The organism is Nostocoides vanveenii (assembly GCF_039531165.1).
Taxonomy (GTDB): Bacteria; Actinomycetota; Actinomycetes; order Actinomycetales; family Dermatophilaceae; genus Nostocoides_A; species Nostocoides_A vanveenii.
This window is the reverse complement of the sequence record NZ_BAAAPN010000043.1, coordinates 21,986-47,994: the sequence shown is the minus strand read 5'-3', so window position 1 is coordinate 47,994 and position 26,009 is coordinate 21,986. Positions and strand designations below refer to the sequence as shown.

The window sequence follows — 26,009 nt, the reverse complement described above, 5'->3', positions numbered from 1 at the left end:
GCGCACCCCCTTGCGGTCCGGCGGCGCGCGGTGCACGTCGCGCAGATATCGGCAGCCGTGAGTCGAGCGGCCGGCGAACACGGCGGAGTGCGACCCAGCCCGAACATCTGGCATACCCCGGACGTCTACGAGTTGGAGAATCAGGCCTTCGACCGGGCCGATCAGGTCGGCGCGGCGATCGATGCCCTGCATCCGCTGGCGGGCGCGACGCTGCTCGACATCGGTTGCGGCACGGGCTACCACCTGCCGGGGTTCGCCGACCGAGGTGCGCGCGTCCTCGGGCTCGAACCTCACCCACCTCTGGCCCGGCTGGCCGCCGCGCGCCTAGCCGATCGCCCCGAGAGCAGCGCGCGGCAGGCGCCATCTCCGGCGCCGGAACCGGCCCCGGGGCCGCCGGCGCCGAGCCCGGCCGTGGCGCGGCGAGCAGGGGTGCTGACCGGCGAGGCCGAGCATCTGCCCCTGGCGAACGCCACGGTCGATGTCGCCGTCGCCCGTTGGGCCTACTTCTTCGGCCCGGGCTGCGAGCCCGGACTTGCCGAAGTCGAGCGGGTTCTTCGTCCCGGTGGGCTCGCCGCGTTCCTCGACAACGACGCCACGAGGTCGCGGTTCGGCGGCTGGTTCGCCGCGTCCTTGCCGGCCTATGACCCGATCGCCGTGCGCCGCTTCTGGCGACGGCAGGGGTTCACCGCCCTCGACCTCGACCTGGCCTGGGAATGCCCCGACCGTGCCACCTTCGAGGCGATCGTGCGCATCGAGTTCGAGCCCGCGCTCGCCGATCGCATCTTGGCCACCCATCCGGGCACCAGCGTCGACTACGCCGTCACTCTCTGGCACCGCACTCACTGACGGGGCACCCCGCTCACTGACGGGGCACCCCGCTCACTGACGGGGCACCGCGCACACTGACGGCGGCCATACAGACGTCGGCGGGGCCGTGTAGCGGGCCGCGGTCGGAACCGTCGACAGCAACAGCTGGGGCCACCGATGCGTATGCGTCGGCGGCGGAGGGGTCAGCCATCGACGACCGCCAGGCGCGGGCCGGCGCCCAGGCGGCGGACGGCGGATGTCAGATCGGGCACTTCGATCACCTCCAGTCGTTCGGGGATCGAGGCAGTGCCGCGCGTCCCGACGGGCACCAGCGCGGTGGTGAACGCCAGCCGGGACGCCTCCGCCAGCCGCCGCTCCACGCCGGGGACCGGCCGGATCTCGCCCGCCAGGCCGACCTCGCCGATGGCGATCAGCCGCGGATCGGTCGGGATGTCCAGGATCGCGCTGGCGAGCGCCATCGCCACGGCGAGGTCGCTCGACGGCTCGCGCAGCCGCACCCCGCCGACGGTCGAGACATAGACGTCGTGCCCCTTCAGAGGCGCATTGGCCCGGCGCTCCAGCACCGCCGTGATCATCGCCACCCGCGCCGAGTCAACGCCGCTGGTCGCCCGACGTGGCTGTGGCGCGGTCGTGGCCGCCACCAGGGCCTGCACTTCGGCCAGCAGGGGTCGCCGGCCCTCGACCGTCGCGGTGATGCACGTTCCCGACACTGGCGCTGCGCGCTGCGACAGGAACAACCCGCTCGGGTCGGGCAGCCCAGTGATCCCGGCATCACTGAGGTCGAAACACCCCACCTCGTCTGTCGGCCCGAAACGATTCTTCACCGCGCGCACCAGGCGCAACCGTGAGTGCCGCTCCCCCTCGAAGGTCACGACGACGTCGACGAGGTGCTCCAAGATCCGCGGGCCGGCGATCGAACCGTCCTTGGTCACATGCCCGACGATCAACGCCGCGATCCCGCGCTGCTTGGCCACCGAAATGATCGCCGCGGCCACCTCGCGGACCTGGCTGACATTGCCGGCCGCCCCGTCGACCTCGGCACTGGCGATCGTCTGAACGGAGTCGATGACCAGCAGATCGGGCTGCACCTGGTCGATCTGGCCGAGCACGGTGGCGAGGTCGGTCTCGGCGGCAAGGAACAACGACCGCGCCATCGCCTCGATGCGCTCGGCGCGTGAGCGCACCTGGGCCGCGGACTCCTCCCCGCTGACATAGAGCGCCGTCGCCCCCGATTGCGCCGCCCGTGCGGCCACGTCGAGCAGCAGGGTGGACTTGCCGATGCCGGGCTCCCCCGCCACCAGCACGACCGCACCCGGCACCAGTCCCCCGCCGAGCACCCGGTCGAACTCCTCAACCCCGCTGGGGTTCGCCGCGGCCCGAGTGATGTCCACCTCGCCGATCGGCAGCGCCGGCCGCCCGGGCGTCGTCACCGCCCGGGTCCGCGCCCCCGGCGCACCCACCTCGGCGACCGTCCCCCACGCCTGGCACTCCCCGCACCGGCCCACCCATTTGGGCCCGCTCCAGCCGCACTCGCTGCACCGGAAGGTTATGCTCCGCACCGTCTTCGCCATGCCCGAGACGCTAAACGAGACCACCGACAACCCCTCGGCACGCCGGGCGGTATCAACGCAGCATCGTTAGACTCAGGCCGGGCACGGGAACGCCCGGGCGGGATGACGAAAGGCGTGAGGTGGCCCACCACAACGACGAGGATCTGCTGCGCTCGACCCTGGCCGCTGTTGCGCCGGGGACGGAGTTGCGCGACGGCCTCGAACGCATCCTGCGCGGCAACACCGGCGCCCTGATCGTGCTGGGCCACGATCGCACCGTCGAATCATTGTGCACCGGCGGCTTCCCCCTCGACGTCGAGTTCTCCGCGACGCGACTGCGCGAGTTGGCCAAGATGGACGGGGCGATCGTCGTCAACTCCGACGTCTCACGCATCGTGCGGGCCGCGACCCAACTGGTCCCCGACCCCTCCATCGAGACCTCTGAGTCCGGCACCCGACACCGAACCGCCGAGCGGGTGGCGAAGCAGACCGGCCTGCCCGTCGTCTCGGTCAGCCAGTCGATGCGCATCGTCGCGCTCTATGTCGCGGGTCGCCGCCACGTGCTGGAGAGCTCGATCGAGTTGCTCAGCCACGCCAACCAGGCGCTGCAGACGATGGAGCGCTACCGCGCCCGGCTCGATGAGGTGACGGCCACTCTCTCGGCCCTCGAGATCGAGGACCTGGTCACCGTGCGCGATGTCGCCGCCGTCCTGCAACGCATGGAGATGGTGCGCCGCATCAGCGGCGAGATCAGCGCGTATGTCGTCGAGCTCGGTGTCGACGGACGCCTGCTGACCCTGCAGCTGGAAGAACTCACCGCCGGTGTCACCGACGATGTCGGCTGGCTGATCCGCGATTACGCACCGGCCGACCGCCTGACCGACACCGACCACGAGGGACACGACAGCGGCGACATCGTCGACGCCGTCATTCACGGCCTCGGCGCCCTGTCGCGCGCCGAGCTGCTCGACCCCGGGACCGCCGCGAAGGTGATCGGCCTGTCCGGCCCGGACGGCCTCGACACCAGCGTCTCGCCCCGGGGATATCGCCTGCTCAACAAGGTGCCGCGTCTGCCCGGCCCGGTCTTCGAGCGGCTGGTCGATCATTTCGGCTCACTCCAGCGCCTGCTCGCGGCGACCCAGGACGACCTGATGCTCGTCGACGGAGTCGGCGAAGGCCGAGCCCGGACCATCCGCGAGGGTCTGACCCGCCTGGCCGAGTCCAGCATCCTCGAACGCTACGTGTGAGCGGGGGCGCCGAGGCCGAGTTCCGCGGGCGCGTCCATACAGCCGTCCTGGCCTGGTACGCCGTGGCGGGACGCGACCTGCCCTGGCGCCACCCGGACTGCTCGCCCTGGGGAGTCTATGTCAGCGAGATCATGGCGCAGCAGACGCCGATCGCCCGGATCCTGGCGCCCTGGCAGTCCTGGATGGGGCGATGGCCCACCCCCGCCGACCTCGCGGCCGCCTCGCGCGGCGACGTGCTCCGCGCCTGGGGTCGGCTCGGGTATCCGCGCCGCGCGGTCAACCTCCACGCGGCCGCCAAGGCCATGGTCGAGCACCACGCCGGTCAGGTGCCTGAGGACCCCGCCGCCCTGCGCGCCCTTCCCGGCGTCGGCGACTACACGGTTGCGGCCGTCGCGAGCTTCGCCTTCGGCAATCCCCTCCCGGTCCTGGACACCAATGTCCGTCGTGTCCTGGCGCGGATCGCGATCGGCGAGGCCCAGGCCGCACCCACCCCGACCAGGGGCGAACGCGACCTCGCCGCCGCGTGGCTCCCCGACGACTGCGCCGACGCGAACCGGTGGAATGTCGCATCCATGGAACTGGGCGCACTGGTCTGCACCGCCCGCACGCCGCAATGCGCGACCTGCCCAGTGCGCGACCTGTGCCGCTGGCGCACGGCCGGCCACCCGGCATACGCCGGCGTGCGCAAGCGGCCCCAGGGGTATGCCGGCACCGACCGGGAAGTGCGCGGCCGCATCCTTGCGCTCGTGCGCGATGACGACGCTCCGCACCCCCGCGCCGACTTCGACCCATGTGCCGACCAGGCCCGGGTGGACAAATTGCTGATCGCGTTGATCGCCGATGGCTTACTCGAGCACAGCCGCGACGGCTACCATCTCCCGCGGTGACCGGCCCAGCCCGAGCGCCGCGCGGACAACCCGCTGGGCCGTTCAGGCGTCAGTGGCAGCGACGATGAAGTGAGCCGACCGACACCCATGAGGGGGATGCACCGAGTCGATGAGCGACCGAGCGCCGACGCGCCCGCCCACGCGGCGCACCCCGCACCCGCTGCGGCACACCTACGCCATGACCCTCCTGGGCACCGTGCTCCCCGGCGCCGGCCTGCTGCGCACCCGCCTGCGCGGGTTCGGCACGGTCTTGATGGGCACGACGGCTCTCGTGCTGCTCTTCGGCATCTACACGCTGCTGCGCAACGGCTTGGTCGGCTCGGCGCTCTCCCTCGGTCTGAACAGCGGCCGGTTGATGCTGTTGTTCTGGGCGGTGCTCGCCGGGGCCGTGGTCTGGATGGTCTCGATCGTCCTCACCACGGCGGTGACCCGGCCGCACGGCCTCAGTCGTGACGAACGCCTCGCCACCACGATGGTCGCCTTCTTGTGTTGCCTCGCGGTCGCCGCCCCAAGCCTGTATGCCGCCCGCACTCTCACGCTGCAGCGCTCCGTCGTCGAGACCGTCTTCGCGCACGACCCGACCAGCACCGGGACGGCGACCGCCGGCATACCGGCCGTGGGGCAAGATGACCCGTGGAAGACCGTCCCACGCGTCAATGTGCTGCTCATCGGCTCCGACGCCGGGGCCGACCGGGTCGGTGTGCGCCCGGACTCGATGATGGTCGCCAGCATCAACACGCGGACCGGGGACGCCGTGCTGATCGGGATCCCCCGCAACCTCGAACGCGCTCCGATCCCCGCGTCGAACCCGCTGTCCACGCTCTATCCCCATGGCTACGACTGCGGCGATCAATGCCTGATGAACGCCATTTGGACCCTCGCCGAGGAGCACGCCGACCTCTTCCCGGGCGAGACGAACCCCGGGCTGCGCTCGACCCGCGATGTCATCGGCGAGATCCTCGGCCTGCGGATCGACAACTCCGTGGTCATCGACCTCTCCGGCTTTGCCGCCCTGGTCAACGCCATGGGCGGGGTCGACGTCAATGTCAAGGAACGCGTCTGCATCGGTTGCAAGGCCCTACCCGATGGCACCATCGTCGGGACCACCGGGTGGATCGAGCCGGGCCCGCAACACCTCGACGGCTATCACGCCCTCTGGTATGCCCGCTCCCGGGCCTCCACCGACGACTTCTCCCGGATGCGCCGCCAGCGGTGCGTGGTCGGCGCCCTGGTCAACCAGGTCAGCCCGGGCACGATGCTGCTGCGCTACCCGCAACTTGCCGAGGTCCTCAAGGCGGATGTCAGCATCGACATCCCCCAGGCACACCTGCAAGCCTGGGTGCCGCTGATCGAGAAGATCCAGCGCGACGGGACGATGCGCAGCCTGCCCCTGACCAACAAGGTCATCAACGTCGTGAACCCCGACTACGCCAAGATCCGCGAGCTGGTCGCCAACGCCATCTCGGACAACCCGACGACCAGCACGACCCCCGCATCGACGAGCGCCTCCACGCCGGCCGGCACGACGTCGAGCACCCCGCCGACCTCCAGCAGCAGCACCGACGCCGGCGACGGCTTGACCACGCTGAAGGCCGCCTGCTGAGTCTGGTCGAGGCCGAGGCCCGCGACGACCGCGGTGCGCGACGCGGGGTGCGTCGCCGGCGTTGCTGAGCGCCCGGCCCGGAGTCAGCTCAGCCGTGTAAGCGGAATGTACGCCCGGCATTGTTGCCTGGTTCCCGCGGCGATCCGTCTTGTGCTGCCGCAGGAAGAAGGCACTGGAATGCGCGGCATGGAGTACGGATCGGTCATCACCCGCCGGGGGCGCAACGATGGTGGCCGGAGGAGGAAGGCGCGCGGGAAGCTCCCAGTGCTGCTCGCCTTCCTCCTGCTGCTGGCCGGTGTCGCGCCGGCGGTGGCCGCCCAACCGCGGTCCCATCGGTCGCCGGAATCAACGACGCCGCGGGCGAAGGGACCAATCTGGACCCGGCGCTGGCCCGATGGGCCACCTCCGACCCCGCCGTGATCCTGCGACTCGCGACCGGCTTGACCGACTTCTTTGCCTATTTCGGCAGAGCGCAGGAGGGTCATGCCTGGTTGACGGCGGCGCTGGACGGATCGGTCGAGGGTTCCGACCCGCTCGGCCGAGCGAGCGCGCTGATCGGTTTGACGCGCGGCGGTGGCCTGGCGCGCTTCGCCACCCACCTGCCGTTGCTGGACCAGGCCATCGGCCTGCTCGAATCGACGGATTCACCAGAGAAGTCGCTGACGGCGATGGCGTACGCCTTCCGCAGCGTGGGACGTGCGTGGTCCGGGCTGCGGGCCGACGCGCTCAGCGATCTCTCGGCCGCGACCGCGGCGGCCCAGGCTGGCAGTTCTCCGTGGGTCGATGCCAATGTGCGCCAACTGGGCATGGCCATCGACAGCACCGATGCCACGTCACCAGATGCGACGGACGGCCTTATCGAGGTGGCCGAGACATTCACGGCGCTCGGCGACGCCCACGCTGCCGTTGTCACCCTGCGGTTCGCCCTCGGGCTGAGCCGAGTCCGGGGCTAATGGGGGCGTCCAGGAACTCCAGCGCCGCCTGCTCGCCTGCGCAGAGGGGGACGCCTCGCCGGTCACCGGCCCCCTGATGGCTCAGGAAGTCGCCCGGACGACCGCCGAACAGGGCGGGAAACCTCCAGCTCACCACCGAACTCGCGGACGCCCTCGCCGTCCTGGAGCGCAGCGGGAATCACCGGACGGCTGCGGTGATCCGCCGAGACATCGGACTGGCGATGCTCGATCGCGACGAGCGCGCGGTGGCGGAGTTGACATTGCGCGGGGCATCCGCCCGGCTGGGCCATTCGACCCGGGATCGGCCGCCCTGGCCGCCGCCGGGCTGGCGAGCCTGCATCCCGGCTCCTCGCTGGCTGCCCAACTGGCGAGGTTGGCGTGGGCCTGCGCGGAGTCGGGTCAGGGCGTGCCGCCCACGCCCGCGACCCGGGAGCGGCTGACCACGCTCATCGGTCCCCCACCCGCAACACTTCCCGAGCCCGCGTCTGCCGGCGAGGCACTGCGGGCGCTGCTGCTGCACGCGCCCTGAGCACCCCGACACCCGCGTGGTGCCGATCGAGGCCCCGGGCGCCGAGCAGGCGCGCCGGCAAATGGGCGGCATCCCCGGCGGTCCGGGCCGGATCGCTCCCGGAGATCACGATCGGGCTGCGGCGTTCGGGCCGCCTGAGCGGGAGCGGATGAACGGCATACGCTCGCCGCATGCCGCCCGCTCCCCTCCGCGCGTCCCTGCGCGTCGCGCTCGCGGCGGCGCTCGTCGGCGCCGGGATCGCAGTTGCCCCGACCGCGGCATACGCTCAGGAGGGCATCCATGTTACGGGGACGGCGCACTACGACGTGCGCGATGATGGCTCGCCGGTCGAGGTCACGACAACCATCACGTTCACCAATGTCCAGCCCTCGACCGCCACGACCTACTACTACGGGTCGGAGTATGCGCTGTGGCTGCCCACGGGCGTCAAGGGCTTGCGCGCGACCTCCAATGGCGCGCCCGTGAGCGTGTCGACGAGCACCCAGCAGGGCTTCGATTATGCCAATCTCGCTTTCCCGTCGCGGCTGCTCTATGGCCAGTCACGCACCATCGAGGTGCGCTACACGATTCCGGGCGGCACCTTCCGGTCGAAGGACGCCGCGCGCGTCGGGCCGGGTTTCGCCAGTTTCGAGGTCTACAGTCCCGGTGACGCCGGGGCCGCCACCATCGCCACCACCGCGCCCCGCTGGATGGCCTTGACCCCTCAATGCTTCCTATGACTCCACCGAGGACGGCGATCTGCGGATATCGACCTTCCACGGCGGCGGCGAGAGTGGCCTATGGGCACGGATGGCGCTGCGCGATGAGAGCCAGAAGACCACCAAGACGCCTTGGCGCTCAGCCAGTTGCACAGGCCGACCGGCTCAGTGCCCGCCACACCGGTGACGGGATCGCCCGGCCCGAGCCCGACCTCGGCGGTGGCTTCGAGTCCCCGGGGGCGGCGCTGGACGCGCCCGATTCGGACGCGCTTGGCGCCGGCGCGCTCGCTGACCCGGACGAGCTCGACCCGCCTGTTGCTGGCGAGCCCGTCGGCCCGGGCGAGGTGCTGTGGTCGATCCGGATGAGCATCCGGCCAGCCCGAGTGCAAGGACGGCGGATGCAATGGTGGCGCGCGCTCGTGTCGAGGGCATGGTGTTGATCTTTCTCGCGTGGCAGCCCACTCGTCGGCTACCTGCATGCAGGACCGTGCCACCCCGCCCTTACACCGCCATTACTTCCGCCGCTCGACCTGCCCCCCCACAGACAGATGTATGCCGCCCCCGTCGGTGACGGGGGCGGCATACGTCTGTCGGCGGGCGCGGGGCCTACTCCGCGTCGGCGACGACGAGCGGCAGGTCCTGGATGGCTCCGGGGTGCGGGGTTCCGATGAAGGTGAAGGTCTCTGCCTTGCCTTCCCCCTCGGTGCCGACCAGGACGATCTCGCCGGCCTTGAGTTCGCCGTAGAGGATCTTCTCGGACAGCACGTCCTCGATCTCGCGCTGGATGGTGCGCCGCAGCGGCCGGGCACCGAGCACGGGGTCGTAGCCCTTCTTGGCCAGCAGCTGCTTGGCCGCGGGCTGCAACTCGATCCCCATGTCCTTGTCCTTGAGGCGCTTGTCGAGCTTGGCGATCTCCAGGTCGACGATCTGGACGATCTCGTCCTGCGTCAACTGCGGGAAGACGATCGTGTCGTCGACGCGGTTGAGGAACTCGGGACGGAAGTGGTTCTTCAACTCGTCCTGGACCTTGTTCTTCATCCGCTCGTAGTCGCTGCGGGAGTCGGGACCGGCCGAGAAGCCGAGCGAGACGCCCTTGGCGATGTCGCGGGTGCCGAGGTTGGTCGTCATGATGATGACGGTGTTCTTAAAGTCGACCATCCGGCCTTGGGAGTCGGTCAGTCGTCCGTCCTCGAGCACCTGAAGAAGCGAGTTGAAGATCTCTGGGTGGGCCTTCTCGACCTCGTCGAAGAGCACCACGGAGAACGGCCGGCGTCGCACCTTCTCGGTCAGCTGGCCACCCTCTTCGTAGCCGACATAGCCGGGGGGTGAGCCGAAGAGCCGCGAGACAGTGTGCTTCTCGCTGTACTCCGACATATCGAGCTGGATCAGGGCGTCCTCGTCGCCGAAGAGGAACTCCGCGAGCGTCTTGGCGAGTTCGGTCTTGCCGACGCCCGTGGGCCCGGCGAAGATGAACGAGCCGCCGGGACGGCGCGGGTCCTTCAGGCCCGCGCGGGTGCGGCGGATGGCCTGGCTCAGTGCCCGGATGGCGTCATCCATGCCGACGACGCGCTTGTGCAGCTCGGCCTCCATGTTGAGCAGGCGGCTGGACTCCTCCTCGGAGAGCTTGAAGACGGGGATACCGGTCGAGGCGGCGAGCACCTCGGCGATCAACTCCTCATCGACCTCGGCGACGACGTCCATATCGCCGGCCTTCCACTCCTGCTCGCGACGGGCCTTCTCGCCGAGCAGCTTCTTCTCGTCGTCGCGCAGGCGCGCGGCCTTCTCGAAGTCCTGCCCGTCGATGGCGGATTCTTTCTCCAGGCGCACCTGGGCGATCCGGTCGTCATACTCGCGCAGGTCCGGTGGTGCGGTCATCCGGCGGATACGCAACCGCGCACCGGCCTCGTCGATCAAGTCGATCGCCTTGTCCGGCAGGAAGCGGTCGTTGACATAGCGGTCGGCGAGGTTCGCCGCGTTCACCAGCGCCCCGTCGGTGATGGTGACGCGGTGGTGCGCTTCATACCGGTCCCGCAGACCCTTGAGGATCTCGATGGTGTGCGCGAGCGTGGGCTCGGCGACCTGGATCGGCTGGAAGCGGCGCTCCAGCGCGGAGTCCTTCTCGATGTACTTGCGGTACTCATCCAGCGTCGTCGCGCCGATGGTCTGGAGCTCGCCGCGGGCCAGCATCGGCTTCAGGATCGACGCGGCGTCGATCGCGCCTTCGGCCGCACCCGCACCGACGAGGGTGTGGATCTCGTCGATGAACAAGATGATGTCGCCACGGGTGCGGATCTCCTTCAGCACCTTCTTCAAGCGCTCCTCGAAGTCACCGCGGTAGCGGCTGCCAGCCACCAGGGAGCCGAGGTCGAGGGTGTAGAGCTGCTTGTCCTTGAGGGTCTCGGGCACATCGCCGCGCACGATGTCTTGGGCCAGGCCCTCGACGACGGCCGTCTTGCCGACGCCGGGCTCACCGATCAGGACCGGGTTGTTCTTGGTGCGCCTCGAGAGCACCTGCATGACCCGCTCGATTTCCTTCTCGCGCCCGATCACCGGGTCGAGCTTGGACTCGCGAGCCGCCTGGGTCAGGTTGCGCCCGAACTGGTCGAGCACCAGTGACCCGGCCGGCGTGCCCTCGGCCTGCTGGCTGGACGGGCCGACCCCGGCCGCGGCGCTCTCCTTGCCCTGATAGCCGCTGATCAGTTGGATGACCTGCTGGCGCACCTTGTTCAGGTCGGCGCCGAGCTTGACGAGGACCTGCGCGGCGACGCCCTCGCCCTCGCGGATGAGGCCGAGCAGGATGTGCTCGGTCCCGATATAGTTGTGGCCAAGCTGCAGCGCCTCGCGCAGGCTCAGCTCGAGCACCTTCTTGGCGCGCGGCGTGAAGGGGATGTGCCCCGACGGCGCTTGCTGGCCCTGGCCGATGATCTCCTGAACCTGCTCGCGCACATTCTCCAGCTCGATACCGAGGGATTCCAGCGCCTTGCTGGCGACCCCGTCGCCTTCGTGGATGAGGCCGAGCAGGATGTGTTCGGTCCCGATGTAGTTGTGGTTGAGCATGCGCGCTTCCTCTTGCGCAAGCACGACCACCCGCCGGGCCCGGTCGGTAAACCGTTCAAACATGGCTGCTCCTAGCTATCGAGTCGCCTCGATCGTATCTGCGGGCCCCGTGCGGGTGCGTGCGTATTCGCGCCTGCGGCGGGCCGATCTGTTTGATCAACCCCTGGGGTCGCGCAGATGTTCCGCCCGTCCGTATGCCGCTGCCACCCGTTCGCTGTGAGCGGAGCACCGTGCGGGCCAGCGACCCTCACAGGGCACTCGTCGGCGGGCACAATCCTCCGCTTGCCCAGCGGCATGCCGGCACCGGTTGGTCACCCCGGCACGCGTCCAGACGGGTGTACGGGTGACGAACCCCGGTAGCAGTGACGAACACCGCGGTGACCGTTGCGTCCGCCTCACTCGTCGGCGGGGATGATCCACGCCTTGTGCAACGCCAGCAGGCGCCGGTCCGCGGTCAGGAAGCGGCACCGCTCGACGAGGGCCTGCCCGAGAAGCAGTCGGTCAAAGGGATCATGACGCGCGAGTTCGGGGAATTTCTCGATCGCTTCCGCATGCTCGGGCAGCAGGGCCAGAGCGCGCAGACCCGACTCGGTCAGCACGCGAGCCAGGTCCGCCGGCACGTCCAGGCGGCCGATCATCCGCTTGATCGCGCACTCGGCGAGCGAGATCGCCGAGAAGTAGCAGACCTCACTTCGTTCCATCGCGTGCCGGGAACGCGCTCCGATCCGATCGGGCGCCGCCACCAGCCACAGGGCGACGTGCGTGTCCAGCAGGATCACGGCGTGCCATCCCACATCGTCGCGAGGTCGTCATCGGCCGCATCGAAGGCGTCGAAGTCGATCGTGACCTGTCCGACGAGGGCACCGAAGACGATGTCCGGGCGGGTGACAGGCACAAGCTCGGCGATGGGTTCCCCAGCCTTGGCAATGATCACTCGCTCACCCGCGCGGACCTGCTCCAGCAGTCGCGACAAGTGCGTCTTCGCCTCCTGGATGTTCACGGTCGTCATACACTTAGCCTACCAAACCAGACCAGACCAGACCAGACTGAGTGCGGCTGCCGCTCACCGAGAGGGCTGGGATCCCGGGCCCCCACGTCCGGGGCGCCGACGGGTTATCCCCCGGTGAGCGCCGCCTTGATATCGGTCTTGACCACCTTGCCGACCTTCGAGCGCGGCAGGTCGGGCCAGACCTCGACCTGCTTGGGCGCCTTCACGCTGCCGATCAACCCCTTGACGTATGCCGTGAGCTCGCCCCCGTCGATCAGCTTCCCGGGCTGCGGCTGGACGACCGCGACAACCCGTTCGCCCCACTTCTCGTCCGGGAGGCCGATCACGGCACAGTCCTGGACATCGGGGTGCGAGAGCACCGCCTGCTCGACCTCGGTGGAGTAGACGTTGAAACCGCCGCTGATGATCATGTCCTTGGCGCGGTCGACGATAAAGAGGAAGTTGTCCGCGTCGACATAGCCGATGTCGCCGGTGTGGTGCCAGCCGTGCGTGCTCGCCGCGGCCGTCGCCTCGGGGTCCTTGTAGTAGCCGGGTGTCACCAGCGAACTGCGCACGACGATCTCGCCCCGCTCCCCTAGCGGAAGCAGGGCACCGGCCTCGTCCATAATCCCGACGGTGACCAGCGGTGCCGGGCGACCCGCGGACGAGAGCTTCTCGGTGGCAACCGAGCCGTCGGCCCGATAGTGGTCCGCGGGCGGCATCATCGAGATCATCATCGGCGCCTCGGTCTGCCCGAAGAGTTGAGCCATCGGCCCGATCCGAGTGAGCGCCTCCTCCAGCCGCGCCGCGCTCATCGGCGCCGCGCCGTACCAGAAGCATTGCAGCGAGCCCAGATCCGTGGCACCGAGCGCCTCGTGGCCCAGCACCATATAGATCAACGTCGGCGGCAAAAAGGTGTGCGTCACCCGGTGCCGCTCGATCAGGCCGAGGAACTCACCGACATCCGGTGCTCGCATGATGACGATCTCGCCGCCACGCGCGAGCACCGGGAAACACAGCACTCCCGCCGCGTGCGTCAGCGGTGCTAGCGCCAGATAGACCGGGCGCCCGTCGAAGGGGTAGCCCATCAACGTCAGCGCCGACATCGTCTCCAGATTGCGCCCGCTGAGCATCACCCCCTTGGGCCGGCCGGTCGTGCCGCCGGTGCCGGCGATCATGGCCAGGTCGTCGACGGCGGCCCGGTCCACCCGGCTGGCGCCCTCTCCCCGGGCCACGAACGCGTCCCACGTCAAGGCACCCTCGACCTGCGCGTCGAAGCACACCCAGGTGCGCACCGCGGGCAGGTCGTCGCGGATCCGGGCGACCAGATCGGTATACGACGATTTGAAAATGACTGTGGCGCAGTCGAAAAGCGCGAGCAGCTCGCGATTCTCCGCCGCCTCGTTGCGGGGGTTGATCGGGCACCACACCGCCCCGGCGCGGCTGATGCCGAAGACACAGGAGAACGCGACCGGGTCATTGCTGGAGATGATGGCGACCTTGTCACCCGCGACGACACCGGAGCCCGCCAGCGCGGCAGCGACGGCATACGAGGTGTCGACGACGTCGGCGTAGGACAGGGACCGGCCCTCGGTGGTCAGGCACGCCCGGTTCGGGCCGAGCGAGGCCCCCTTGTCGAGATAGTCGACGATGCGCACGCGTCTGCTCCTTGCTGTCCGAGGGTGGCGTCGATGCCGCGAGGCCGGCCCGGCGCGCAGGGGGGCCGGGCCGGCACGATCACATGCCCATGCCGCCGTCGACGGGCAGCCCGACGCCGTTGACGAACTTCGCGGCGTCGGAGGCGAGGAAAACGACGGCGTCCGCCATGTCGTCGACCTGCCCCAGCCGGCCCGAGGGCGTCAACTCGACCACCGCACCGACAGCGGCCTCCGGGCTCTCGAAAAGTCCAATGGAGGCAACGTCGTTCGCCAGACCGGCGCCCATCGCCGTCGGCACCAGACCGGGGTAGATGCAGTTGATGCGCACGCCATAGCCGAGCTTGCCGGCCTCCATCGCGGCGACCCGGGTCAGCCGGTCCACGGCTGACTTCGTCGCCGAATAGACGGCGATGGCCGGGAAGGCGATGGTCGCCGCAACACTGGCGACATTGATGATCGTGCCGCCATTGCCCGCCGCACCTCCTGGGCGCATCGTCCGCAGGCCGTGCTTGAGCCCGAGTGCGGTGCCGAGGACGTTGACCTCGAGCATCTTGCGCACGTCGGCCGGGTCGAGCTCGGTGATCAGGCTGGTGATCTCGATACCGGCGTTGTTGACGAGGATGTCAAGCCCGCCGAGGTGATCGACAGCTGCGGCGATCGCCTGTTCCCAGCTCGCGTCATCGGTCACATCGAGCCGGACGAACCCGTGGCCGGCACCGAGCGCTTCGGCCGTCTGTGCGCCGCTCTTCTGCACATCGGCGATCATGACGCGCGCGCCGGCGGCAGCGAGCGCCTGCGCCATCCCTTCGCCGAGGCCCTGGGCTCCGCCGGTCACCATGGCCTTGCGTCCGGTCAGGTCGATGGACGTCATACCGCTCCTTCGTCGTTTCGCGCCGGCACCGGGCCGGTCGGCACCACGGTGTGCCGGCACCAACTCTGGTGAACTTCTTGACGATGGTCAAGACCTTGGGCTCGGGGCCGATGGCGAGTAGCATGAGCGCTCGTGAGTTCGCCCGGCCCGAGCCGCGCTCGCCACCGCAAGGGTTTAGAGCGGCGCAACGAACTCGCCGAGTCTGCACTGCTCACACTCGGCGAACTCGGATATGCCCGCACCAGCCTGCGCGATATCGCCGCGAACTCCCCGTTCAGCCATGGCGTCGTGCACTATTACTTCAGCGACAAAACCGAGCTGATCACGTATTGCGTGCGCTATTACAAGACCCAATGCGTCACGCGCTACGACGACATCATCGCCGAATCCGTCTCTGCCCCAGCGCTTCTCGATGCTTTCGCGGAGCGTCTGACGCAGACGCTCGTCGAGGATGCCGCCATGCACCGGCTCTGGTACGACCTGCGCACCCAGGCGATGTTCGAAGACGTCCTGCGCCCCGACGTGCTGATGATCGACGCCACGCTCGAGGACATGATCTGGCGGGTGCTGAGCAGGTATGCCGTCTTGGCCGGCGGGGAACTCGGGACCGACTCCGCCACGGCCTACGCGATGCTCGACGGCGTCTTCGAGCGGGCGCTTCTTCGCCACCTGGCCGGACAGCCCGAGGCGTTGGACTTCCTGCGCGAGCGCGCCGTGGCCATGCTCCCCCGGCTGTTGGCTCAGGCCGAGGTGTCCTGACTCAGGCGCCGGGGCGGACCGGCCATGATCCGCCGCCGCAACTCGGCCAAGCCGTCCGGGCCGTCGACCCTAACCCGCAGGCTCAGCTGCGCCGCTGACAGCGGCCGCACCAGAACAGGTTGCGCCCGGCGACGACCGCGGTGCGGATCTTCGAGCCGCAGACCAGGCACGGCAGTCCATCGCGCTTATAGACGGCATACTCGCGCGGGAACGGGGCCACGGCGCCACCACGCACGAAGCGCCCCCGTTCACCCGGCATCACCCCACCCCATTCCGGCACGTATGCCGTCGGGTCCCGCCCCGCGAGCAACTCACGCGCCGCGTCGAGCTGATCCTCGAGCGTGATGATCTGCCCGAAGGCCACCCCCATCGGCAAGAGCGCGACCAGGTCGTCCCACATCGCCAGCCACGTGCGCTTCTTGACCTTCGCGCCCGGCGTGAAGGGATTGACCCGGTGCCGGAAGAGCACCTCGCAGCGGTAGACATTGCCGACACCGGCGATGATCGACTGATCCATCAGGCATTCAGCGACCGAGCGTTGGGTGCGGGCCAGGCGGGTCAGGGAGCGCGTCGGGTCGTTGCCGGGCGTTCCGACGCGCAACGGGTCAGGCCCGAGCCGGGCGATGGTCGCCTCGACCTCCTCCGGGCCGACGATCTGAACCAGGGTCGCGCCACGCAGGTCGGCGAACGCCCGCTCATTGACCATCCGGACCCGCACGGCGCCGGTCGGCGGCGGCGGAGCGGGATCGGCATACGTCAGCACGTCGAAGGAGCCGATCAGTCCGAGGTGAACATTGAGCACCGCGTCACCGGCGAAGCGGACGAAGAGGTGCTTGCCATAGGCCTCCGCGCGCTCGACCGCGCGCCCGCTCAGCAGCGCGGCTCCTTCGGTGAAGCGCCCCTGCGGGCTTGTGACCAGCGGCGCGGTCCCGGAGAACGCGACATCGAGAGCGCCGGCGAGCCGGTGCAGGGTGTGGCCTTCGGGCATGCCGTGAGGGTATGCCGTGAGGGTATGCCCCGCCGGCGGCGCCACGCGCCTCAGAGATGTGACTACTCGCCTTGGGACAACCCGAGATACCAGTCCTCGGGGACCTCGGCGGCGGCCCGGTCGGCCGCGACCGGCACCCAGGCCCGCCGCGCCCCTTCGGCGTGCAGGATCTCGGTGAGGCGGTCGAGCCGCTCGCAGGCAACCGCGGCACCGGCCGCACGGCGGTCTGCGTCATGGCGGCCGACCCCGTCGCCCCAGATCGCCCGGCCGGCCATGAAGCCGCTCGCGCCGTGGCGGGCGCCATAGGTCATCTGCTCGGCAAAGCCGTCGAAGGTGACGCCGGCGGACAGTAGGACCCACGGGCCGTCGATGCCCTCGGCAAGGGCCGCGCAAGCCGAGTCCGCACCCTCGCGGCCGTCCTCCGTGGCCAGGCACACCGGGAACTCCACCTTCATGATGTCCGCGCCGGCCTGGCGGAAGGACGCCGCCGAGGCGATGACGCTCGCGGTCCGGCGCGCGCGGACCGCGGGGTCGTCGAGCGACTCGCCGGGGAGGGGATACCAGAGCGGCTCGACCACCAACGGCAGATGCAACGCGTGGCATTCGGCGGCGACCTCGGCGACGACGGCGTGAGCGTGCTCGGCGGCGGCGTCCTGCGCGTCGGCCCGATAGAAAACGACGAGCTTGGCCGCGTCCACCCCGAGCGCGGCCAATTGCGCGGGCCGCCAGCCCGGCTTGATCTTCAGCTCTGTGGCAAAGCCGACCGGGCTGTCGTCCGGGGTGTAATAGAGGTCCTCGACCCCGCTCAGGATCCCGACATCGCCCGGCGCGGCGCCGGTGATGATGGCCTGGCCGAGCGCGGTCACGGGGTCCAGGAGCAGCGAGGACGCGTGCGCCGACATCGCCGTGATCAACTCGAGTTTGGACTCCACGACCTCCTCGAAGGTGACCCTGCTCAGGTCGGGGTCGAAGAGGATGCGGTAGTTCTCGGGGTGGTCGATCGCCGCCGTGCGGATGAATCCGTCGGTGTCGCTGATCCGCGCCAAACGCCGAAGCATCCCGAGATCCTGACTGGTTGCCACTGCTCTCCCCGATTCGTCTCACGCCGGCTCGCGACTAGGCTGACGAGCGCCGGCGACGCTGCCCACGCGGCGTGCCAGCAACGCTATTCCATCGCACCGACAGGGCAGGGCATGGACCACGGGGACCTCGATATCGGCTTCGACCTGGGGACGTCGAACACCAAGGTCGTGGCCGTGGACGCCACTGGCGCGCTGGTCGCGAGTGCCTCTTTGGAGACCGACTGGACGCACCTCGGCGGCGGCCGCGCCGAGCGGGACCCGGTCGGCATGCTGGCCACGATCGACGACCTCCTCGAACGCGTCGCCACCGCCGCCAGAGCCCGTCTCGGCCACGTGCGGGTGCGTTCGATCGGCTTCGCGTCACTGGCCGAGACAGGGGTGCTCTTGGATCGCCAGGGAAGGCCGGCCTACCCACTGATCGCCTGGTTCGACCCGCGCGGACAGGCCCAACTCGATGACCTTCCCGTCCGCATCCGCACCGACTTCCGGGTCACGACCGGCCTCGACCTGACCACGGTGCCCACGCTCTTTAAGCTGATGTGGTTGCACGACAATGGGATTCGACTGAACGGGAGCCAGTGGCTAGGGCTGCCCGAATACATCTGCCATCACCTCGGCGGCGCCCGCGCCACCGACATCTCACTCTTCGGGCGCACCGGCCTGATCGACGTCGCCACCCGGGGCGCATGGCCGTCCGCCCTCGACCTGCTGCACGTCACCCCCGAATTCCTGCCGCCGATCGTCGCCTCAGGCGCGCCCCTCGGCCGGGTCCGGGATGACCACCGCGTCGAGGAGGTCCGCGGGGCGGTCCTCACGGTGGCCGGCCACGACCACCTGGTCGCAGCGGCCGAGGCCGGGGCGGCCCGGCCGGGTTTCGCCCTGGACTCTATGGGCACCGCCGAGGCGATCCTGGCGGTCAGCGAGCGCCTGCCGCCGGCGGCCGACCGGGAGCGCCTGGCCGGCCTCGGGCTCAGCGTTTCGCCGCACGTCGTGGACGGCCTGACCAGTGTGCTGGCCGGACTCAAGGGCGGTTTCTTGTTGGCGCGGATCCTGCGGATGGTGGGCGGGACGAACGATCCGGCTCGGCACGAGCTGGACGCCCGCGCGGCAGCCCTCTGGCCGCAGCACCCGGCCGCCGTCACCGTTCGAGGCGTCGGGATGAACGATCAGGCGATCACCGTCACCGTCGACGACGGAGAACTCGACCCGGCCCTGGTCTGGCTGGCTGCCCTGGGTCACGTGACCGATCGAGCACGTGAGTTGCTCGCGATCATCGAGTCCGCCGGCATACCGGCGACGACGTTGGTGGTCGCGGGCGGCTGGACGCACCTGGCATCGGTGCGGGCGAGCCGTCGCAGCCTGGTTCCGGACTTGGCGATCTGCGCGTGCGACCAACCCGGGATCTTCGGTGCCGCGCGCCTGGCCGCCCGCGCCGCCGGCCTCAACGACGACCGCGCGGACCTGAGCACCTATCCCGCGCCTGCCATCGACGTCTTCCCGCTCGCGCCCTGACCCGATGCCGACGAGCCCCCAGTCGCTGCCAACCGCAGCGCGTCAGCCGGCCTTCTTCTTGGCCACCACCTTCTTGGCCGGTGCCTTTTCGGGCTCGGCGACGCTCTCGCCGCGCGACGCCTTGGCCTTCTCGACCGACTTTGCCAGCGCGGCCAGCAGGTCGACGACCTCGCCGGTCTCCTCGGCGGGCTTGGGCAGGTCCTTGACCTCGCCGCCTTCGACCTTGGCCTTGACCAACGCCTCGACGGCTTGCGCGTAGTCGTCCTCGTATTCCTCGGGGTCATAGTCCCCCGCCAGTTGGTCGACGAGGAGGTGCGCCATCGCCAGTTCCTTGTCGGTGGCGTGCTGATCCTCGCCGAGGGAGGCGAAGTCCGGGCTGCGGACCTCGTCCGGCCACAGCATCGTCTGCATCACGATGACACCATCGCGAACGCGCAGCACCGCCATCGTCATCCGCGTGCGCAGCGAGACCGTCACCAGGGCCATCCGCTGCTCGCTCTCGAGCGCATCCCGAAGCAGCACATAGGGTTTCGCGGCGGCCTTGTCCGGCTCCAGATAGTAGGACTTGTCCAAGAGCATGGGGTCGATCTGGTCCTGCGGCACGAATTTCTCGACCGCGATCTCCTTGCTCGTGCGCGAGGGCAGATCGGCCAGATCCGCGTCGGTGAGCACGACCATGTCGCCATCCTCGGTCTCATAGCCCTTGGCGATGTCGTCATAGGAGACCAGTTCGCCGTCGATCGAGCAGACCCGTTGGTATTTGATCCGCCCGCCATCGGTGCGGTGCACCTGCCGGAAGCTGATGTCGTGGTTCTCGGTCGCCGAATACAACCGCACCGGCACGTTGACCAGGCCGAAGGAGACGGCACCCTTCCAGATCGGACGCATACGTCGCAGTGTCCCACGCCCCGCCGGGCCACGGCAGAATCGGGGCATGCGTCCCATGCTCGCCACGCCGGCGCCCGCGCCACCACCTGGGCCGGCCTGGGTGCACGAGATCAAGTGGGACGGTATGCGGATCCTCGCCGACGTGCGCGGCGGGCGGGTCACGCTGTGGTCACGCAACGAGAAGGACGTCACCGCGTCCTTCCCCGAACTCGCTGCGCTCGCCGAGACGTATGAGGATCTCCTCCTCGACGGCGAGGTCGTCGCCTTCGACGCGGGTCGACCCTCTTTCGCAGCCCTCGCCGAACGCATGCACGTTGCCGATCGCCGCAAGGCCGAGCGCCTGTCGTCGACCAGGCCGATCACCTTCATGATCTTCGATCTGCTGCGCCTCTTCGAGCAGGATCTGAGGGCACACGCCTGGTCGGCTCGCCGGGAGTTGCTGGAGCGGCTCGACCTGACCGGCACACATTGGCAGGTGCCCCCGACCTATGCCGACGGTCGCCAGTTGCTCGCCGCGACCGCCGAGCAGGACCTCGAGGGCCTGGTGAGCAAGCGGCGCGGCGCGGCCTACTACCCGGGACGCCGCTCTTCGGACTGGCTCAAGGTCAGCCACCGGCAGGTGGTCTCGGCCGTCGTCGGCGGGTGGCGACCCGAGACCGGGAACGCCGCCCGGCTCGGTGCTGTGTTGCTGGGTCGCCCGGGCCCGGAGGGGTGGCGCTATGCGGGCCGGATGGGCTCCGGGCTGGCGGGCAAGCCCGGCACGGCAATGGCCGATCTGCTCGCCCCGCTGGGTCGACGCGACTCCCCGTTCACCGACGAGGTGCCGGCTCTCGACGCCAAGGACGTCACCTGGGTGGAACCGCGCGTTGTGGTCGACGTCCGCTTCCTCGGCGAGACCGGCGGCGGCCGGCTGCGCCACCCGACCTTCGTCGGGGTTCGCTCCGATCTGACTGCCGACGACCTTGCCCAAGCCTGAAAGAGGAGACGCCATGCCCATCGATGGCCCGACGACGCGCGTCGATGTCGACGGGCGGACCCTGAAGATCTCGAGCCTGGACAAGGTGCTCTACCCCGCCACCGAGACGACGAAGGCGGAGGTGCTCAGCTATTACGCGCAGATCGGCCCGATCATGCTGAGCTATCTGGCCGAACGTCCGGTTACGCGCGTGCGCTGGCCCCACGGGGTCGGCGATCAGTCCTTCTTCGAGAAGAATCTGCCGTCGGGGGCACCGCCCTGGTTGCGATCCGCCAAGATCGATGATGTCACCTACCCATTAGTAACGAATCTGGCCGATCTGACCTATCTGGTCAACCTGAACTCGTTGGAGTTTCACATCCCCCAATGGCGGGTAGCCGCCAATGGCGGGCGCGCGAATCCTGATCGCCTGGTCATCGACCTCGATCCAGGAAAGCCCGCCGGGCTGACCGAATGCTGCAGGGTCGCCCTTGCCGTTCGCGAACGCCTGCAAGGTCTGGGCATGACATTGTTTCCCGTTTCCTCGGGGAGCAAGGGCATGCAACTGTATGCCGCGCTCGGCGGCGATCTGACATCGGACGAAGTACGCAATTTGGCTGCGCAACTCGCCCAGGAATTGACCAAGAGGTTGCCCGATCTCGTCACGTGGAAGATGACGAAGTCGTTGCGGCCGGGCAAGATCTTCTTCGACTGGAGCCAGAATGTCGCGGCCAAGACCACGATCTGCCCCTACTCCTTGCGGGGCACAGAGTTGCCTCACGTCGCCGCACCGCGCACGTGGGCCGAGGTCGAGGCGGCCGCACACGGGGAAGGCGTCATCGAACAGGTGATGTTCGATGACGCCCTCGACCGAATAGCCACCTACGGCGACCTATTGACCCCGCTTTTGCGCAGGTGATCGATTCAGATGGCGCTCAGCCGTGGGCGCGGTCGTAGGCCTCTTGGATGGCCGCCGAGATGCGGCCGCGGTCACTGACGACGTGGCCGGCGGAGCGCGCCCATTCGCGCACCTTGGCCAGTTCTTCGCGGCTCTTGCCCTTGGCTGCCGTCGCGCCCGTGGACTTCCGCCCGCCCGTGCGGCGCGCATGGCCGATCCAGCGGGCGAGGTCGGAACGCAGCGAAGTCGCGTTGCCCGAACTGAGGTCGATTTCGTAGGTGACGCCGTCGAGTGCAAAAGTCACAGTCTCGTCGGCGGCGGTCGAGTCGACATCGTCGATGAGCATAACTTGGACGCGTTGAGCCATTGTATGAGCCCTTAACCCTTCGGTAGGTGGTCTGTGTTGAGGTACAGCCTGTCTTGTCATCCTAAGTCATGAATCCTGGGATGCCTACCAAACTTTCTTATTGCCGAACCCATCGGTCTGAATACGCGCGCGTATTCAGACCGATGGGTTGGAGTCCTCGATTTGCCGGTCCTGCTCCTTCTCCCAGCGGGCCATCGCGGCGCGCTCGTTGCGGTCGCCCTCGAGGAGGTTCTTGATGATCACATAGAACAGATAGCCCACGCCGATAGACGGCAAGACCGCCGCGGCATACGGCATCCACTCGCTCATTTTTCAGTTCACCTCCGGCTTCAGATGGGGAAACAGGATCGTCTCGCGCAGCGACACGCCTCGGAAGAGGGCGATCACCCGGTCCAGGCCCATGCCGACCCCGCCCATCGGCGGAGCGCCGTATTCGAGGGCCCGCAGGAAGTCCTCGTCCAACTGCATCGCCTCGGGGTCGCCGCCCGCCGCCCGTAGGGACTGTGCGGTCAGGACCTCGCGCTGGATGACCGGATCGATCAGCTCCGAGAATCCGGTGCCGCGCTCGACGCCCGCGATGATCAGGTCCCACGCTTCGATCTGGCCGGGCAGGGACCGGTGCGGCCGGGCGAGCGGCTGGGCGATAGCGGGGTAGTCGCACAGGAAAGTCGGCTGCAGTAGCCCCGGCTCGACCAGTTCGGAGAGCAGTTCGAGGAAGACCTTGTCCTTCTCCAGGGCAGGGTCGAGCGCCACGCCGTGCTCGCGCGCCAGGCGGTGCAGGGTCTCGGCGTCGGTGTCGACCGTCACGCTCTCGCCGACGGCGTCGCTGACCGCGTGGTAGACCGGCAGCCAGCGCCATTCCCCGTCGAGGTCGACGACCCCCTTGGGCGTCTCGATCTGCCGGCCGCCGCCGGCATCGGCGATGGCGAGGATGATCCGCCGGGTCAGGTCGGCGACGGACGTCTGATCGCCATACGCCTGATAGAACTCCAGCATCGTGAACTCGGGGCTGTGCGTGGCGTCGACGCCTTCGTTGCGGAAGATCCGGCCGAGCTCATAGACCCGGTCGACGCCGCCGACGATCGCCTTTTTGAGGTTGAGCTCAAGGGCGATGCGAAGCACCATCTCCTGGTCGAAGGCGTTGATATGCGTCCGGAAGGGCCGGGCCTGGGCGCCGCCGTGAATCAGTTGGAGGATGGGCGTTTCGACCTCGACAAAACCCTCGGCGTCCAGCACGGCGCGCGTCGCCTTCATCGCCGCAGCCTTCAGGCGCACCATGTCGCGGGCGTCCTGCCTAACGATCAAATCGGCATACCGCTGCCGGACGCGGGTCTCCTCGGCGAGTTCCTTGTGGAAGACGGGCAGCGGGCGCAGGGCCTTGGAGGCCATCTGCCACCGGGTGGCGAGCACGGACAGTTCGCCGCGCTTGGAGGCGATCACCCGGCCCTCGACCAGCACGTGATCCCCTAGGTCGACATCGGCCTTCCAGTCGGCCAGCGCCTCCTCGCCCACCTCGGCGAGGCTGAGCATGACCTGCAGCCGAGTGCCGATGCCCTCCTGGAGGGTGGCGAAGGCGAGCTTGCCGGTGTTGCGGATGAACACGACCCGGCCCGCGACGGCGACACTCTCGCCGGTCTCCTCGCCTGCCGTCAGATCACCCCACCGGTCGCGCACCTCGGCCAGGGTGTGGGTGCGGCCGACCGTCACCGGATAGGGCGCGCGGCCCGCCGACAGCAGCCGCTCGCGCTTGGCGTGCCGGAAGCGCATCTGCTCGGTGAGTTCGGCTTCGGGCAGCTCAGGCGCGTCGGTGGCGCCCGCTGGCGCGTCGGTGGCGGTCACACGCTCCAGTTTAAGTCCCGTCGAAAGCGCACCTCCCCCCCGTCGAAAGGCCGGTTCAGCCCCGTCGAAAGGCCGGTTCAGTCCGAAGGCGGTGTGTCGGCCCCTGTCCCTACAGTTCCTTTATGCGCTGGTCCGATCCCCTGCCCGTCCGTCGCGTGCGCCGGGCGAGCGATGCCTCTCCGGACCCGGATCAGTGGCCGATGACCCTGGCCCCGGTGCGCCAGTTGCTTCGGGAGGGCCTCGACCTCGGCCGGATCACGGTGCTCGTCGGCGAGAACGGCACCGGCAAGTCCACCCTGGTCGAGGCCATCGCGATGGCCTTCGGCCTCGCCGCCGAGGGCGGGTCGACCGGCGCAATGCACCGCACGTATGCCAGCGAATCCGCCCTCCACGACGACCTCACCCTCGAGCGGGGGGCCGGCGCGAGCAAGTGGGGCTACTTCCTGCGCGCCGAGACCACCCACGGGCTCTTCACCTATCTCGCCAACAATCCCGGCCCACGCGATCCCGACTTCCACCGGATGAGCCACGGCGAGTCCTTCTTGGCAATGCTAGGCAGCAGCCGGTTCCGGGGCGACGGCTTCTTCGTGATGGACGAACCCGAGGCCGGCCTGTCCTTCAGCGCCCAACTCGCCCTCGTCGGCACCCTGCACGCGCTGGCGCAACACCGCAGCGCCCAAGTGCTCATGGCCACCCACTCCCCCGTGCTCGCCGCCATCCCGGGGGCGACCATCCTCGAACTCGACCACGAGGGCCTGCACCCTCGCGACTGGTCCGATCTCGATGTCGTGGACCACTACCGCCGGTTCCTGGCCACCCCGGGCCAGTACCTCCGCCACGTCATCGACTGAAACCACAGGCGTCACTGCTTCCCGCCCGATGCCACAAACCCCTCGTGCGCACGGGACGATTTCCCTTGCCGACAAGGGGTTTGCCATGCGTATCGTCTGCTGTGCCGATGCACGACGATGAACTCGTTATCGAGACCACAACCGTGCGCGCCCTCGTGGCCGATCAGTTCCCGCGGTGGCGCGATCTGCCCGTCACCCGACTGGTCACCGCTGGCACTGTCAACGCGATCTTCCGGCTGGGCGCATCGCTCACCGCGCGATTGCCACTGCGGCCTCAGGATGCCGTTGCCGCGCCCCGATTGGCTCACGGCCGAGTGCGCGGCGCAGGCCGAACTGGCCGAGGTCAGTCCCGTTCCTGCCCCGCGACCGGTCGCCCTGGGCAGGCCAGGGATCGGCTATCCGATGCCCTTCGCCATCCAGACCTGGGTGCCCGGCAGCGTTCCGCGGATCGGCCAGTATGCCGATTCCGACCAACTCGCCGACGACCTCGCCGCCCTCGTCCTCGCCTTACGCAGCGCGCCGACGCGTGGCCGGCGATTTCGCGGCGATGGTCGCGGCGGCGCGCTGACCGACCACGACGACTGGGTCGCGGAGTGCATCCGGCGGAACGCCCCCTGGTTCGACCCTGCCCGCACCGCGGCGCTCTGGGGCCACCTGCGCGAGCTTGCTCGCGAAGACCCGGATGTCATGAACCACGGTGACCTCGTGCCCGGCAATCTCCTTGTCGGCGGCGGCAAACTGATCGGCGTCCTCGACGGCGGCGGCTTCGGGCCGGCGGACCCGGCGCTGGACCTCGTGGCCGCATGGCATGTGCTCGACACCCCACGCCGCGGGCGGCTCCGCGCGGCAATCGCGTCATCGGATCTGGAGTGGGAACGCGGCCGCGCCTGGGCCTTCGTCCAGGCGATGGGCCTCGTGCACTACGACGAGAAGAGCAACCTGGGCATGTACGCCCTCGGAATGCGCACCATACGCGAAGTGCTCGGGGGCCCCTGACGCGG

General features: G+C 69.2%; 25 protein-coding genes. 13 read left to right on the top strand and 12 right to left on the bottom strand.

Translation table 11 applies throughout. The annotated features are described in order from the left end of the window. Positions 1-87: 87 nt before the first annotated feature. Entirely contained in the window at positions 88-846 is a 759-nt protein-coding gene (locus ABD209_RS08355; RefSeq protein WP_344064700.1) for a class I SAM-dependent methyltransferase, read from the top strand. A 164-nt stretch (positions 847-1,010) separates the two neighbouring features. On the opposite strand, the gene radA is transcribed toward ABD209_RS08355, so the two are convergent. Continuing rightward, on the bottom strand, positions 1,011-2,399 hold the full coding sequence (gene radA / locus ABD209_RS08350) for a DNA repair protein RadA (RefSeq protein WP_344064696.1): 1,389 nt from the start codon (positions 2,397-2,399) through the stop codon (positions 1,011-1,013). Positions 2,400-2,518: 119 nt separating this feature from the next. Here radA and disA point away from each other — a divergent pair, with 119 nt between their 5' ends. From disA to ABD209_RS08320, 6 genes are all read left to right on the top strand, one after another. Continuing rightward, positions 2,519-3,625, top strand: coding sequence for a DNA integrity scanning diadenylate cyclase DisA (disA, locus tag ABD209_RS08345; RefSeq protein ID WP_344064691.1), 1,107 nt, complete (start codon positions 2,519-2,521; stop codon positions 3,623-3,625). Continuing rightward, on the top strand, positions 3,622-4,512 hold the full coding sequence (locus tag ABD209_RS08340) for an HhH-GPD family protein (protein ID WP_344064688.1): 891 nt from the start codon (positions 3,622-3,624) through the stop codon (positions 4,510-4,512). Before disA ends, ABD209_RS08340 begins: the two co-directional genes overlap by 4 nt. Before the next feature lie 109 nt (positions 4,513-4,621). Beyond that, on the top strand, positions 4,622-6,115 hold the full coding sequence (locus ABD209_RS08335) for an LCP family protein (RefSeq protein ID WP_344064685.1): 1,494 nt from the start codon (positions 4,622-4,624) through the stop codon (positions 6,113-6,115). Positions 6,116-6,531: 416 nt separating this feature from the next. After that, positions 6,532-7,068: a hypothetical protein gene (locus tag ABD209_RS08330; RefSeq protein ID WP_344064682.1), complete on the top strand. Its 537-nt coding sequence runs from the start codon at positions 6,532-6,534 to the stop codon at positions 7,066-7,068. A gap of 406 nt (positions 7,069-7,474) precedes the next feature. Then, on the top strand, positions 7,475-7,597 hold the full coding sequence (locus ABD209_RS08325; RefSeq protein WP_344064678.1) for a hypothetical protein: 123 nt from the start codon (positions 7,475-7,477) through the stop codon (positions 7,595-7,597). A 170-nt stretch (positions 7,598-7,767) separates the two neighbouring features. Continuing rightward, the gene (locus tag ABD209_RS08320; protein WP_344064676.1) at positions 7,768-8,316 is read left to right on the top strand and encodes a hypothetical protein; all 549 of its coding nucleotides are present in this window, start codon (positions 7,768-7,770) and stop codon (positions 8,314-8,316) included. Positions 8,317-8,901: 585 nt separating this feature from the next. On the opposite strand, the gene ABD209_RS08315 is transcribed toward ABD209_RS08320, so the two are convergent. From ABD209_RS08315 to ABD209_RS08295, 5 genes are all read right to left on the bottom strand, one after another. Then, a complete protein-coding gene (locus ABD209_RS08315) occupies positions 8,902-11,415 on the bottom strand; it encodes an ATP-dependent Clp protease ATP-binding subunit (RefSeq protein ID WP_324386276.1) in 2,514 nt (837 codons plus the stop codon). Between the two features lie 332 nt (positions 11,416-11,747). Continuing rightward, positions 11,748-12,131: a type II toxin-antitoxin system VapC family toxin gene (locus ABD209_RS08310; RefSeq protein WP_344064673.1), complete on the bottom strand. Its 384-nt coding sequence runs from the start codon at positions 12,129-12,131 to the stop codon at positions 11,748-11,750. Next, positions 12,128-12,361, bottom strand: a complete 234-nt coding sequence (locus ABD209_RS08305; protein ID WP_344064670.1) for a type II toxin-antitoxin system Phd/YefM family antitoxin — start codon at positions 12,359-12,361, stop codon at positions 12,128-12,130. Before ABD209_RS08305 ends, ABD209_RS08310 begins: the two co-directional genes overlap by 4 nt. 104 nt (positions 12,362-12,465) lie before the next feature. Then, positions 12,466-13,998, bottom strand: a complete 1,533-nt coding sequence (locus tag ABD209_RS08300; protein WP_344064667.1) for an AMP-binding protein — start codon at positions 13,996-13,998, stop codon at positions 12,466-12,468. A 79-nt stretch (positions 13,999-14,077) separates the two neighbouring features. Beyond that, a complete protein-coding gene (locus ABD209_RS08295) occupies positions 14,078-14,869 on the bottom strand; it encodes an SDR family NAD(P)-dependent oxidoreductase (RefSeq protein ID WP_344064664.1) in 792 nt (263 codons plus the stop codon). 132 nt (positions 14,870-15,001) lie between these two features. Here ABD209_RS08295 and ABD209_RS08290 point away from each other — a divergent pair, with 132 nt between their 5' ends. After that, positions 15,002-15,628 carry a TetR/AcrR family transcriptional regulator gene (locus tag ABD209_RS08290; protein WP_344064661.1) on the top strand — a complete coding sequence of 209 codons (627 nt, stop codon included), beginning with the start codon at positions 15,002-15,004 and terminating at the stop codon, positions 15,626-15,628. 82 nt (positions 15,629-15,710) lie between these two features. Here the strand turns inward: ABD209_RS08290 and ABD209_RS08285 are convergent, their stop codons facing one another. Both ABD209_RS08285 and ABD209_RS08280 read right to left on the bottom strand, forming a co-directional pair. Further along, positions 15,711-16,616, bottom strand: a complete 906-nt coding sequence (locus ABD209_RS08285) for an Fpg/Nei family DNA glycosylase (RefSeq protein ID WP_324386270.1) — start codon at positions 16,614-16,616, stop codon at positions 15,711-15,713. Positions 16,617-16,678: 62 nt separating this feature from the next. Then, positions 16,679-17,674, bottom strand: a complete 996-nt coding sequence (locus ABD209_RS08280; protein ID WP_344064656.1) for a hypothetical protein — start codon at positions 17,672-17,674, stop codon at positions 16,679-16,681. A 135-nt stretch (positions 17,675-17,809) separates the two neighbouring features. Between ABD209_RS08280 and ABD209_RS08275 the strand changes: the two genes are divergently transcribed. Next, positions 17,810-19,210, top strand: coding sequence for an FGGY-family carbohydrate kinase (locus ABD209_RS08275; protein WP_344064653.1), 1,401 nt, complete (start codon positions 17,810-17,812; stop codon positions 19,208-19,210). A 42-nt stretch (positions 19,211-19,252) separates the two neighbouring features. Here the strand turns inward: ABD209_RS08275 and ku are convergent, their stop codons facing one another. After that, the gene (gene ku / locus ABD209_RS08270) at positions 19,253-20,098 is read right to left on the bottom strand and encodes a non-homologous end joining protein Ku (RefSeq protein ID WP_344064650.1); all 846 of its coding nucleotides are present in this window, start codon (positions 20,096-20,098) and stop codon (positions 19,253-19,255) included. Between the two features lie 46 nt (positions 20,099-20,144). Here ku and ligD (ABD209_RS08265) point away from each other — a divergent pair, with 46 nt between their 5' ends. Then, positions 20,145-21,074, top strand: a complete 930-nt coding sequence (ligD, locus tag ABD209_RS08265) for a non-homologous end-joining DNA ligase (protein WP_344064646.1) — start codon at positions 20,145-20,147, stop codon at positions 21,072-21,074. 13 nt (positions 21,075-21,087) lie between these two features. Continuing rightward, positions 21,088-21,972, top strand: a complete 885-nt coding sequence (gene ligD, locus ABD209_RS08260; RefSeq protein WP_344064643.1) for a non-homologous end-joining DNA ligase — start codon at positions 21,088-21,090, stop codon at positions 21,970-21,972. Between the two features lie 16 nt (positions 21,973-21,988). On the opposite strand, the gene ABD209_RS08255 is transcribed toward ligD (ABD209_RS08260), so the two are convergent. From ABD209_RS08255 to ABD209_RS08245, 3 genes are all read right to left on the bottom strand, one after another. Further along, a complete protein-coding gene (locus ABD209_RS08255) occupies positions 21,989-22,318 on the bottom strand; it encodes a histone-like nucleoid-structuring protein Lsr2 (protein ID WP_344064641.1) in 330 nt (109 codons plus the stop codon). Positions 22,319-22,453: 135 nt separating this feature from the next. Further along, positions 22,454-22,627, bottom strand: coding sequence for a hypothetical protein (locus ABD209_RS08250; protein WP_344064638.1), 174 nt, complete (start codon positions 22,625-22,627; stop codon positions 22,454-22,456). Positions 22,628-22,630: 3 nt separating this feature from the next. Continuing rightward, positions 22,631-24,157 carry a lysine--tRNA ligase gene (locus tag ABD209_RS08245; protein ID WP_425564621.1) on the bottom strand — a complete coding sequence of 509 codons (1,527 nt, stop codon included), beginning with the start codon at positions 24,155-24,157 and terminating at the stop codon, positions 22,631-22,633. A 122-nt stretch (positions 24,158-24,279) separates the two neighbouring features. On the opposite strand from ABD209_RS08245, the gene ABD209_RS08240 reads away from it, so the two are divergent. Then, on the top strand, positions 24,280-25,008 hold the full coding sequence (locus ABD209_RS08240; RefSeq protein ID WP_344064635.1) for an AAA family ATPase: 729 nt from the start codon (positions 24,280-24,282) through the stop codon (positions 25,006-25,008). 285 nt (positions 25,009-25,293) lie between these two features. Then, on the top strand, positions 25,294-26,004 hold the full coding sequence (locus tag ABD209_RS08235) for a phosphotransferase (protein ID WP_344064632.1): 711 nt from the start codon (positions 25,294-25,296) through the stop codon (positions 26,002-26,004). Positions 26,005-26,009: the final 5 nt, after the last annotated feature.